This is a genomic window from Nocardia sp. NPDC050799 (genome assembly GCF_040654015.1).
In the GTDB taxonomy this organism is placed as follows: Bacteria; Actinomycetota; Actinomycetes; order Mycobacteriales; family Mycobacteriaceae; genus Nocardia.
This window is the reverse complement of the sequence record NZ_JBFAHF010000073.1, coordinates 1-11,844: the sequence shown is the minus strand read 5'-3', so window position 1 is coordinate 11,844 and position 11,844 is coordinate 1. Positions and strand designations below refer to the sequence as shown.

The 11,844-nt window shown below is 63.9% G+C and carries 10 protein-coding genes; 4 read left to right on the top strand and 6 right to left on the bottom strand.

The annotated features are described in order from the left end of the window. Positions 1-181 precede the first annotated feature (181 nt). Positions 182-442, top strand: coding sequence for a transposase (locus AB0H42_RS35035; RefSeq protein ID WP_357064018.1), 261 nt, complete (start codon positions 182-184; stop codon positions 440-442). Positions 443-868: 426 nt separating this feature from the next. Here AB0H42_RS35035 and AB0H42_RS35030 read toward each other — a convergent pair whose 3' ends face one another. The 4 genes from AB0H42_RS35030 to AB0H42_RS35015 all read right to left on the bottom strand — a co-directional run bounded on the left by AB0H42_RS35030 (position 869) and on the right by AB0H42_RS35015 (position 7,541). After that, a complete protein-coding gene (locus AB0H42_RS35030) occupies positions 869-2,545 on the bottom strand; it encodes an FAD-dependent oxidoreductase (RefSeq protein ID WP_357064015.1) in 1,677 nt (558 codons plus the stop codon). Between the two features lie 188 nt (positions 2,546-2,733). Further along, positions 2,734-5,028, bottom strand: coding sequence for a hydantoinase B/oxoprolinase family protein (locus AB0H42_RS35025; protein WP_357064012.1), 2,295 nt, complete (start codon positions 5,026-5,028; stop codon positions 2,734-2,736). Continuing rightward, a complete protein-coding gene (locus AB0H42_RS35020; RefSeq protein ID WP_357064009.1) occupies positions 5,025-7,142 on the bottom strand; it encodes a hydantoinase/oxoprolinase family protein in 2,118 nt (705 codons plus the stop codon). The genes AB0H42_RS35025 and AB0H42_RS35020 overlap by 4 nt, the downstream gene beginning before the upstream one ends. Positions 7,143-7,190: 48 nt before the next feature. Further along, a complete protein-coding gene (locus AB0H42_RS35015) occupies positions 7,191-7,541 on the bottom strand; it encodes a 2Fe-2S iron-sulfur cluster-binding protein (protein ID WP_357064006.1) in 351 nt (116 codons plus the stop codon). Positions 7,542-7,768: 227 nt separating this feature from the next. Here AB0H42_RS35015 and AB0H42_RS35010 point away from each other — a divergent pair, with 227 nt between their 5' ends. The 3 genes from AB0H42_RS35010 to AB0H42_RS35000 all read left to right on the top strand — a co-directional run bounded on the left by AB0H42_RS35010 (position 7,769) and on the right by AB0H42_RS35000 (position 10,553). Beyond that, positions 7,769-8,683 (top strand): catechol 2,3-dioxygenase, encoded by a 915-nt coding sequence (locus AB0H42_RS35010; protein ID WP_063129782.1) that lies wholly within the window; start codon positions 7,769-7,771, stop codon positions 8,681-8,683. A gap of 149 nt (positions 8,684-8,832) precedes the next feature. After that, a complete protein-coding gene (locus AB0H42_RS35005; RefSeq protein ID WP_357064003.1) occupies positions 8,833-9,735 on the top strand; it encodes an alpha/beta fold hydrolase in 903 nt (300 codons plus the stop codon). A 62-nt stretch (positions 9,736-9,797) separates the two neighbouring features. After that, entirely contained in the window at positions 9,798-10,553 is a 756-nt protein-coding gene (locus AB0H42_RS35000; protein WP_063129783.1) for an FCD domain-containing protein, read from the top strand. Positions 10,554-10,831: 278 nt separating this feature from the next. On the opposite strand, the gene AB0H42_RS34995 is transcribed toward AB0H42_RS35000, so the two are convergent. Further along, a complete protein-coding gene (locus AB0H42_RS34995; protein WP_357064000.1) occupies positions 10,832-11,179 on the bottom strand; it encodes a hypothetical protein in 348 nt (115 codons plus the stop codon). Continuing rightward, positions 11,176-11,520, bottom strand: coding sequence for a hypothetical protein (locus AB0H42_RS34990; RefSeq protein WP_357063997.1), 345 nt, complete (start codon positions 11,518-11,520; stop codon positions 11,176-11,178). Before AB0H42_RS34990 ends, AB0H42_RS34995 begins: the two co-directional genes overlap by 4 nt. Positions 11,521-11,844: the final 324 nt, after the last annotated feature.

Here is an 11,844-nt window from a genome sequence, read left to right as displayed (position 1 = left end):
TTCGACTCCTCCGACACGACAATCCTTTCCGCTGAAGCAGGCCGCCTCAGCTTGTCGGATCACCGCCCCGCCCACAAGATCGCTGACAGTCCCACTCGACGATCGGCCACGCCTGAAAGCCCTGCTGGAGCGGTGCCCGCAGCTTCGAGCTACCGCTGGGCACGTCCGTGCCTTCGGAGAAATGCTCACCACATTGCAGGGCCAACACCTGCTGGACTGGATTGCCGCCGTCCGGGCCGATGACCTGCCCGGCCTGACCTCTTTCGCCAACGGTCTGGAGTCTGACCTGAACGCCGTCACCGCCGGCCTGTCCGTCCGGTGGAATTCCGGTCCGGTCGAGGGGCGCGTCAATCACATCAAGATGATCAAGAGGCAGATGTTCGGCCGGGCCGTCCTCCCACTACTGCGCAAACGCGTTCTTCTCACCGCCGCACAACAATGACGCTGCCGTCACCTGGCGCGGTCCTCCTCACGGAAAGTGGGCCAGATCCCCAAATTCACTGGCATAACCAGCCTGACCGAAGGCGAAGTGCAATCGCGCGCGGTCGTAGCGCAATGGCAGCGGTTCGAGCAGGGTGAGCGCGTGCCCGAAGGACGCGCGGGCGGCATCGAGGTCACCGCGCTGGCCGTGTCAGCGGGAGCTCGGGCACGCTGGCCTGTATGTTCCCACGCACAGCGATGTGCGGTGGATAGCCGGTCATGCGGAATCCTTTCGGCATTACGGCAACCTGGTGAGCCAGTTGGCTATCTCGATGCCAGAGGGCATGGTGGGCGCCGGTGGCGGCGAATAGCTTACCGATCGATTCCGGTGACCGAAGACCTCATCGATCGATCGTCGTTATCGCCACTCGGGAAACCGCACCTCCCGTCACTGTCGCTCTGCTGACAGGTTGCCGGCGCCGCGTATGAGGTCGATGAGCGCAGAGGCGTCTTCAGGCAGCGTGTTGCCGCGCCAAGCGACATGTTGGTCCGGGCGGGAAAGCACAAGCTTGTGCTGGTAGATATCACCGGCCTCGGCGACGCTGAGATCGATTACCTGCAGCGGCACGTTGTGCTTTCCTGCCGCCAGACAAAGATCGGATACATCAAGAGCTGGGTCCATTCGCAGCAGTGTGAAACCGGTTTCCATCGCGTCGTACAGCGAACGGCCGTCGTTCAACCAGATATGTGGGGTTCGGCAGCCGGGAACCGTCGACGGAGTGTACGTCGCGAGGTCGTACGCAGGCGCCGATTCGGTGTCATAGGAGATGACCGGCGAGGCGTCGTAGTAGGAGCCGAAATTGAGTCCGGCGCACGCGAATTGCCCGAGGTTCACGTCGTATAGCTCCCGGCCGACTTCGGCGCGGAAGGCGTCGGCCTCGGATCCTTCGGCGAGCAGCATGGGCGGTACATTGCGCACGAGGTCGGTGTCGAGATTTGCCAGGCCGAGAGCCATTGCATGTTCGGATACCTGGTCTGTGACCGGTTTGCGTTCGGCTTCGTAGGCATCGAGCAGACCGGGCTCTGCCCAACCACTCAGGACGCCGGCGAGTTGCCACGACAAGGTCATCGCGGAGGCGATACCTGCGTTCATGCCGTATCCAGCCATCGGGATCCAGAGATGACCGGCGTCGCCGCAGATGAAGACTCGTCGGTCACGGAACCGGTCGGCGACCAACCGCCGCCCGTACCAGTCGTCGACGGAGATGATTTCGTAGTCGATCTCGGCGCCGACCGCGGCCTTGATGCCCTCATGAGGGTCGATGCTGTCGAAATCTGTGCGACCGGCAGGAAGGAAGAATTGAATGGACCACAATTCGGTGCCGTCGAGAGCCACGACGCAGCCGTAGGAGTATTCATTGAGAAACCAGGTCATCCACGCGGGGTCGACGCGACGTTTCACAGCAAGGTCGCGTGAACGGACGTACACGCCTCGTGTTCCGGAGATCACCTCTGTTCCTTCGAATTCCGCGCCGATCGACTTGCGGACGCGTGAGGTGCCGCCGTCGCATCCCACGAGATAGGTGGCGTTGAACTGTACAGACTCACCGGCGCCGTTCACGCCTCGTGCGGTGACCTGAGCCAGGTCCTGCTCGATATCGGTGATCTCGGTGCCGTAGAAAGTCCGGATATTGGGAGTAGTGCGCAGGTGTTCGCGAAGAATCGGTTCCCAGTAGAGCTGATTGCATCGGTGCGGCGGTTCCGGTGTCGGCCAACCGGAGTCGGCGTAACCGACACTGCCATAAGTATTTTCGCTCGCTGGGATACGAATCCGCGTGAGTTCGTGACCGGTCAGCGACGTCACGTATGCGACATCGTGAGGATGACTCCTGGGCAATCCGGCATTGCGGATCTCTGTGGCGATGCCCAGACTTCGATAGTACTCGAGCGAGCGTGCCGAAATGTGGTTGCATCGTGTCCGGGGTGCCGCGTCGGCGCGCTGCTTTTCGACGATGATCACGTCGATGCCACGGCGTGCCAGGTCAAGTGCGAGCGTCATGCCGACAGGACCGGCACCGATAATCAATACGTCGCCGTGTGCAGTGGTCTGCTTCTCGACCGTCATGACGGTATACGTTCCTTTCGCTGTCCGGCCCCTCCCGGAGTCCGAGACCGATCGTGGTGATGCGAGTAGCGCATCGGGTGGTGCTGCTGCGGACGATGGGAGCCCCATGTCCGTTACCCCCGAGTGGGCGGGAAGGTTGCCCGCACCACTCGGAGGCGGTGGGCGGCTGAACGACCTACCCGATGCCGTCAGCCGTGGCTGTGCGTGTTGACGAGGGCGTCGGCCCTGATCGGATGATCGGCTGGTACGACCTGGCTGATCAGCGCTGTCGCACATCCCGGACAGAGGACTTGCCGGAAGACGACGGGTTCGTCGACATAGGTCGCCGGATCAGCCCAGACGTGAGGGCCCGCTGCCGCAGGGTCTGTCTCGATTCGGGGCAGCGCGGAAAGATACGGTTCGCCGAGCGTGCCCAGCTCTGTGCCGCAATGTCTGCACGACACCGCCGACTCCCCAACAATGATCGTGTTGTCGTCGAGGGGCTCACCCGCAGTGACGGGACCGGGCGGATCAGCAGGCGAAATGCCCGCAACGGCCCGGCGTTCGGATCGCAACTGCTCGCGCCGGCGTTCTGTGGCGCCCGAATCGGGGTTGCCCTCGGAGTCCAGCACGACGCCGTACAAATCTCTGGCAGCCGATGCGGAGACCTTCGTCTCCCGCACATCTTCGGCCACCTCGCCCGGGTCACGAAGTAGCGGGTCGCCGTAGCCACCGCCGCTCTGCCAATGCACAAAGACCGCATCACCGAGTCCGATAACGGTTTCGACCTCGCTGGCCATCACGTCCTGCTCACCACCGACCTCCGCGAGGCTTTGGGGAATCCGTCCGGAGGCCAGTGTTGCTTTCACCTCGGCCCCACGCAGGACGATATCGAGCTGGGTATTGCCCGGATACCCGCCAGCGAGACCGGCATTCATGGATGTCGCCTTGCCCGACCCGGAGAACACCGAAGCCAGCGGTGTGCCAGTGTCGTGCGGAATCAGGCAGACCGATCCGCTCAGACCTCCACGCTGGCGGCCGGGGCCGCCGGAGTCGGTCTCCTCGCGCCGCCACAGCAGCATCACCGGCGAAGTGAACTCGGTCATCTCCGCATCGGGCGCACGACCCATCGGGATGACGAACATCCCGCCCGTGTCCACACCGTCGCGATCTACTCCGGCACCGTACCCCCCCGCCATCGTGTCCATCACCAATGCTACGAATGGATCTTGACGTTGATCGATACCCGCCAGGGCAACCATGTCGAAGGTGCCACCACAGACCGACTGCACTGATTGGCGGTGCGCAGGCCGCGAGTCGAGCATCTTCGCGAAGCACTCGTTGACGAGGTTGCCGACCGCCCACGCCGGTCCGACCGGGCCTTTGCCGACGGCGGCGGGGAATTGCGCGTTGATCATGCTCCCCTCATCGACGATGATCTCGAAGCAGCGCATGAGTCCGCCTGCGGCCCAGGGGATATCACCGGCAAGCACGGGGAGCAACGACGACATGATGCCCGCGCGCACCCCGGAATAGGGGCAGTTGATCATGCCGGTCTGTTCAGCGGTGCCGCGGAAATCGAATACGAGGTGATCCTCGCGCTTGGTCATGGCGAGAGTGATCCGGTAGAGGCCGCGGTCGTCCTGCCCGGAGTGTTCCTGGTAGCCGGTGGCGTGCCAGGTGCCGTCGGGCAGCTCGCGCAGCTTGGCGCGCAGTCGTTGCTCGGCATCGGACATCATCCGCTTCATGACCGCCTTGACCGTGTCCATGCCGTAGGCCTCGAGCAGGCGGCGCATCCGGGTCTGAGCAGTGAAGTTGGCGCCGATCTTCGCGCGCAGGTCGAGTTCGACCTGCCTGGGTGTCCGCGACCGCCGAATCCAGAGATCGGCGATATCGCGTTGGAGCACACTGTCGCGCACCACTTTCACCGGAGGGGTGGGCAGTGATTCCCAGAACACGTCCTGGGCCCGGGGTGTCCACGAGCCCGGGGCGACACCACCGAGGTCGAGTTCGTGAGCTACGGCGGAGGACCATCCGAACAGCTGCCCTTCGAAGAAGAAGGGCGCGAAAACGGTGGCATCGTTCTGGTGCAGGCCCCCGCCGACCCATGGGTCGTTGCACAGGAACATGTCACCCTCGCAGATGCCCGGATTCTCCGCGCGGTTCTGCAAGGTCCAGTAGACGGCGAGGTCGAGGGATGCGGCGAGGAAGGTGTTGTAGAGACCGATCTGCACTTCTTGACCGAGTTCGTCGCACAGGGCGAAGTCGAAGTCGTTGGCTTCGGTGACAACGATGGACCCCGACATCCGCTTGAGCGTTTCGCCCATCTCGTCGGTGATCGATGCCAGCCGGTGACGGACTACCTCGTAGGTGAGGGGATCGAGATTTTCGATTACGTCGTCGCCGACTGTGTGCAGGCGCAACCCTTCCGGCACACCTGCTCGCAATGTTTCAGGGTCGACGGGCCGGCTGTTGAACACGTCGGCGCCAGGAATCGGACTCATGGTCGCTCCTCGGGGTTGTGATGAATGACGAGATTGCCGAGCCGGTCGATCTCCGCGGAGTCGGTGGGGCCCACCGCGACGGTGGTCGTCGGCACCTCGACCACAGCGGGACCATGGAGGGTATGGCCGGGCACGAGCCTGCGATAGTCGTAGATCGGCGTGTTCTCGAATCCGCGACGCGGATCGAGGAGCACCGGGCGGTGCTCGGTAATGGCGGCATCGACGGAGTCACCGGTGCCTCGAGCCACTTCGGGAAGAGTGACCTGCGAGGACAGGACACCGGTGGCATGGACACGGTAGGTGATGAATTGGAAGCCGGCGTCCGCGTAACCGGTCCCTTCTCCGAACATTCGGCTGTAGCGGTGTTCGAAGTCCGCGACAGCCTCGGCCAGGGTTTCGTCGATGATCGCGCCCGCGGGAACCGGGGTGGGGAGTTCGGCCAGCTGCATGCTGTAGCGGATGTCGATCTCGCGCCGGATCACGATATCGATCAGATCGACCTCTTGGTCTTGCAGCGCTGTCCGTGCGGAGTCCTCCAGCGTGTCGAAAATCTTCGCGACGTGCTCGGCGGGCACCGGATACGTTGCCGGGTCGGACAATTCCTTGACGGTGCCGACATTGCTGGACGCCAATCCGTACGCCGAGAACGCCGCCGCCGACGGCCCGAGCGGCACCACGGTGGACTGCACGCCCAAGTCGGCGCCGTAGGCGAAGCAGTGCACCGGTCCAGCGCCGCCGAAGGCGTAGACCACGAAATCCCGGGGGTCTTCGCCGGATTCGATGACGACCTTGCGCACGAGGTCCGCGGTTTGTGCGTTCTGCACGGCGAAAATCGCCGCGGCCGCGTCCTCGACGGTCATGCCGAGGGGGTCGGCGATCTTCTCCTTGATGGCCTCCCGTGCGCGCTCCAGCGAGAGTTTCTTGCGGCCGCCCAGGAAGTTTCCGGGATTCAGGATTCCCAATACGAGATCGGCGTCGGTGACCGTCGGCTCGGAACCGCCCTGGTCATAGCAGGCCGGTCCAGGGACGGCTTGGGCACTGCGTGGGCCCACCCGGAGATTTCCGCCCGGGTCGATATGCGCGATCGCGCCACCGCCGCTGCCGATGATCTGCACTTTCAGCATCGGCACGTCGATCTCGTGCTGGTTGATGATCGCCCTTGTGGCTTCGACCGGCTTGCCGTCGACGATGATGCCGACCAGGAAGGTGGTGCCGCCCACATCGGTGCAGATGACGTTGCGATGCCCGAGCTGCTCGGCGAGCCGGCCCGCTCCCGCGACACCGCCGGACAGCACCGAGCCGACCGTGGTGATCGCGGCATTCGGCGCCTGACTTGCGGCCACGGTGCCGCCGGCGCCCTGCATGATCAGCAACGGCCCACGCAGGCCGTGGTCGCGAAGGTCGCGCTCGAGTGGCTCCAGGTATCGCGCCAGCGTCGGCCCGACCTGAGTGCTCATGATCGTGGTGGCGTTGCGTGAGAATTCACGGATGCGCGGTGACAGTTCGCTCGACAGGGTCACGTACATGTCCGGGGCCTGTTCGTGGATCAGCTCCCGCAGGCGCAGTTCGTGCGCCGGATTGCGGAACGACCACAGCAGCGACACCGCGATCGCTTCGACATCCTGCTCGAGTAGCCGTGTGATGGCGTTGCGCGCCTGATCCTCGTCGAGCGGCACCACAACCGCGCCCTTGTAGTCGATCCGCTCCACGATCTCCAGCGCGCGCCGCTTGGGGACCAACGGCGCCGGCTTGCGCGTCGTCAAGATGTTCTGAATCTGTTCGGGACTGTTCCCGGCATATCGCCCGGCCACGTTCATGATGTAGATCGAGTCACGGTGGCCGATCGTGGTGAGCCAGCCGACCTCCCCGACATCACCGATGACCAGCGCGTTCAACGCGGAGGTCGTGCCATGGGCGATATGCGAGGTCTCTGCGAGCATGCCCTCGCGGGTGATGCCGATATGCGCGGCGAGCTCCTGCAGGACCTGCATCACGCCTTCGGCGTAGTTCGGTGGGGTAGAGGGGGTCTTCGTCGAAAACATGGCGCCGTCGTCTCGCGCGGCCACCGCATCCGTGAATGTCCCTCCTACGTCGATACCGATCACGTAGGACATGCCTGTGCCTTTCTCCGTTGAATCCACATGGTTGAAATGGGGCGAAACCTAGTAACCATCGGTTCCGCCGCTCGCCGCCGAACCGGTGCCACCGCCGAAGATGCGAACGAGTCGGCGGCCCGCGCCGAGCCGGATCGTGACATCCCCGCGCGGCACCGCCTGGCAGGGCAGACAGGGGCGGCCGGTGCTACCGGGCCCCGAGTGCGCGGTGTCGAGCAGTTCCTCGGCGACAGCGCTGGGGTAGTCGACCGCGCCGGCTTCCAGCCATGCCAGACAAGCCCCGCAACCTCCCCTGCGACACGTATACGGCAGCCGATAACCAGCGCGGCGAACCGCGTCGACCACGCGCTCGTCGGGCCGCGCGGCAAACACCACGTTCTCCGGCAGTACTCGGATCATTGTTCGTCACCTTCGTCGCGTGATGTCCATCACTTCGCCCCTCATACAGACTGCAGCAAAGTTCAGTAAGAATCAAGCAGTATAGAAATTTTTAAGAACCATCTCCGCTGAAAAATGGACGTACATGCACTTACAGGTGCCAATTGACAGCTCATCCCTACAGTCATATTGTGTGTAGAAACAGATTCAAACATGCGGGAAACCGCATCAACTGAGAAGAGTTGGCTATGGGTGTGATGCGTCTGGGGTACGTCCATGCGCGGCAGACCGATCTGGCGAAGGGGGTGGAGTACTACACCGACACACTCGGGATGAAGGTCATGCACACAGACGAGCAGGGCCGCGTCTATCTGAAAGCGTGGGACGAGTACGACCATCACTCGGTGGTGCTGGAGGACGGGGGCGTCGGGCTGGTGAAGCTCGGCTACAAGTGCGCAACATCCGACGATCTCGCGGTCTTCGAAAAGCGGCTCACGCAGTTCGGCTGCACCATGGAGCGAATGAGCGCCGGAGACAACGCCGGCATCGGTGACGGAGTCCGCGTCGTACTACCGTCGGAACATGTCCTCGAGCTCTACTCGGAGGCCGAGTACGTCGGCAACGAGCTGGGGTTGCTCAATCCCGCGGTGGCGCCACGCCACCCGATCGGCGCATCGGTTCCCCGGCTCGAACATGCCGTGATCACGACGACCGACGCCGCCACGGTCGAACGACTCTTCGCCGAGTGTCTGGGTTTCCACGCATCCGAGCGAATCATCGACAACGTCGAGGATCAGAACCTGATCGGCTCGTTCATGTTCTGCGGGAACTCCCCCCACGACATCGCGATCATGCCCGGCCCCAACGGAAAACTGCACCACTTCGCATTCCACCTCGAAGACTGGTCGGCAATCTTGCGCGCCGGGCAGGTCCTCGGTGACTACGACGTACCGATCGACGAAGGTCCCAAGCAGCACGGCATCACCCGCGGGATGACGATCTACATGTTCGACCCGGCCGGCAATCGGAATGAGGTCTTCGCGGGCGGCTACGCCACTTTTCCGGATTTCAAGACCATCACCTGGACTTCGGACCAGCTGACCAAGGGCGTTTTCTACGTCGGAAACGAATTGAGCGAGCGGTTCCTCAATACCGTCACCTGACCGCGCCGCCGCCCGGCTGTCACCCGCCGCCCGGCTTTCACCCGCCGCCCGGCTTTCACCGGCCGATCGATGGCATTCCACACGCCACATGCGCACATCGGGACCTGTGATCGAGCAGTGCCCGACACGAGAGGGAGACTATGAAAGAGATGAGCGAAACCGGCCGAACCGTTGACGTTCACGGAATACCCACTCACTACCATGACGCCGGCAACGGACCGGTGGTTCTGCTTATCCATGGTTCCGGTCCCGGAGTCACCGCGCACGCAAACTGGCGGCCCATCTTTCCAGCGCTGAGCCAGAACTTCCGGGTCATCGCGCCGGACATGCTCGGATTCGGGTATACCGCCATACCCGACGATATGACGTTCACCATGGACACCTGGCTGTCGCATCTCACCGGTTTCCTCGACGCACTCGACATCGAAGAGTGCGCGATCGTCGGCAACAGTTTCGGCGGCGCCGTCGCGCTGCACCTGACGGCTCGTCAACCCGAACGGGTACGGCGCATCGTATTGATGGGCAGCTCCGGCATCTCCTTCCCGCTCACGCCGGGCCTGGACGCGGTATGGGGCTATGAACCGTCCCGTGACGCGATGCGAGAGATGCTGCGCCTGTTCGCGTTCCGCAACGACCTCGTGGGCGACGAGCTCGTCGAAGACCGCTACCAGGCATCGATGCGGCCAGGGGTACAGGAGGCCTATTCGGCGATGTTCCCGCCGCCCAGGCAACACTCGATCGACGCTTTGGCCCTGCCCGAGACCGCGTTCGGCAATATCACCTGCGAAACTCTGCTCATCCACGGGTGGGACGACCGGATCGTCCCGGTCGATGTGTCACGTCGGCTGGCCGAGCTCCTGCCACACGCTCGGCTGCACATCATTTCCGAATGTGGTCACTGGGTGCAGATCGAGAAGGCCGACGAGTTCCGCACACTCGTATCCGACTTCCTTGGCACCGACCTCACGGACACTTCATCCGCCGCAGTTACCGGTGGAGCCCCGACGCCTTCACACCACACCGGAGTCGCCGACAGCGCCCTCCACCAATGACACACTCGAGGCATGCTGCGGCGAACGGTGCCGCAGCTCGAATGCCTACAGAGGAGTGGTACGTGCCCAGGACCCCGAATTCCAGAGCCGAGCAGCTTGCCACCGAGATCGAACGGGACATCCTCGACACCCGGCCGCAGCCGGGCGAACGCCTGGGCTTCCGGACCGAGCTGATCGAGCGGTACGGCGTCAGCCCCAGTGTGATGAACGAGGCGCTGCAAATCTTGCGGGAGCGGGGCCGGGTCCTCGTCAAACGAGGTGCCACCGGTGGTATTTTCGTCAATGACATCCCGCCCCAGCTGCGTATCGGCGTAGTGGACATCTGGTTCGACGGTTTGGCCGATGCTCGCCACCTGTTCGAGGCACGGCGATCGCTCGAGGACCTGCTCAGCGAGACCGCCCTTCACCGGGCAACACCCGAGGACGTTCAAATGATGGCGTGGGCACTCGACGAACTACACGGTTCCCGAGATGATCCCAAACTGTTCTTCGGCGCCATCTTGCGCTTCCATATCGCGATCGCCAGAGCTGCCCGGATACCCTACGTGTCCGATTTGTACGCGACGCTGTCCACTCTTCTCGCCAACACCATCGTCAAAGCCCGCTTCATCGAAGACCACGAACGCCCAGCGGACCAAAGTGTCGTTGTGCACGGGCGTCTGCTCGAGGCCATCAAGTCCAGGGACCCTGATGCCCTTCGGCGAGCTTGCCGTGTTCACAACGAAATGGAACTACGAGAAACCCACCTCGCCCCGCACACACCTGAAAACGACGAGCAACTGAAGCTCGCCACGCAGGAAGCGGAACAACCACTGTGAGCGGTCCGCTCATCCAAGGACCGCGCTCTGCATCCCGATCCCCTGGCAACCGGGCAGAGAACCGGACCATCGTGCAGCACTTCACACGCTGCTCCGCGCCGAGCACGCCGCCCCCCAACATGTTCGAGGTCTGGCCGCAGTGCGGGAACTCGTCGGCTCGATGGTGCGGGACGCGCGGCGCGACCCACTGAAGTCACCCGACCGCGTCATCTCCAACCGCGACGCGAGGCATGCCCGACGTCATGCCTCGCACCGGGTCCCGGTGGCCCCCTGCAATATCAACCGGCCAGGACCGTGCCGTACCGCTCGACCGCTAGGTACGGATTCAGGTGGGGATGCCGGCTGCCGACAGCGACGTCCCGCCAGTTCCGCTGCAGGACGTTTGCGGTGTTGACGCCGCTCGCGCCGTGCAGGTCGAGCATGCGTTCCAGGGCAGACCGGCAGTCACGGGCAGCGTCGGCGAGATCCATGTGCAGGCGAGGACCCTCGTTCTCCGATACTTCGGTCGTATAGGCCTCGTGGGCGACCGCAAGCATGGTTGTCTCGGCGCGGTGCACCAGTTGAGTAGCCTCCGCCAGCCACTGTCGGACACCTGCGGACTCACCCATCCGGTTGTACGTGGTCATGAACGGCTTCCGGTCCGACGCGAACATCGCGCCGACCGGTCCAGCGCGCCCAGCGCCGCGCCCACCACCAGGCTCAGTACCGTCATCGAGTACAACATCCGGTCCGCGGTCGTGAAGGGCGATGTCGCCGCGACCCGCTCGGCCGGCACCAGGACATCGTCGGCGACCACGGTCCGGCTGCCCGTGCCGCGCATGCCGGCCATGTGCCAGGTCCCCTCGATGCCGAGATCGGCCACGAGGATGACGGCGAACGAGTACACGCCGTCCACCACCAGGCCAAGCACCGCCCAGAGGGCGTCCTCGCATCCGGACACGTTCGGCCAGCGATCGCTGATCCGCACCCCACCGGGCCCTCGTTCACCCCGTCCCCCCGGAATTCCCGATCCAGTCCGGGTCCGAGAAGAGGTCCACGGACTCCAGGTGGCACCGCACGGCGATGTTCTTGGCGGTCGAGCACGTCCCGGCCACCCACGCGGTGGACGGACACGCTCGGCCCTGACGGGTCAGGCATCGGGCGACCGTTTCCGTGCTCGCCCACCCGCCGCCATACTCACTCGGTGTCCGCAGTGCTAAGAGCGTGTCTTATGTGGGTAGTTTCTTGTAGCAGGTGATCGCGGCTGCGAGTTGTAGAAAGGCTGCGAAAAGATGGCCGTGGCGTTCGTAGC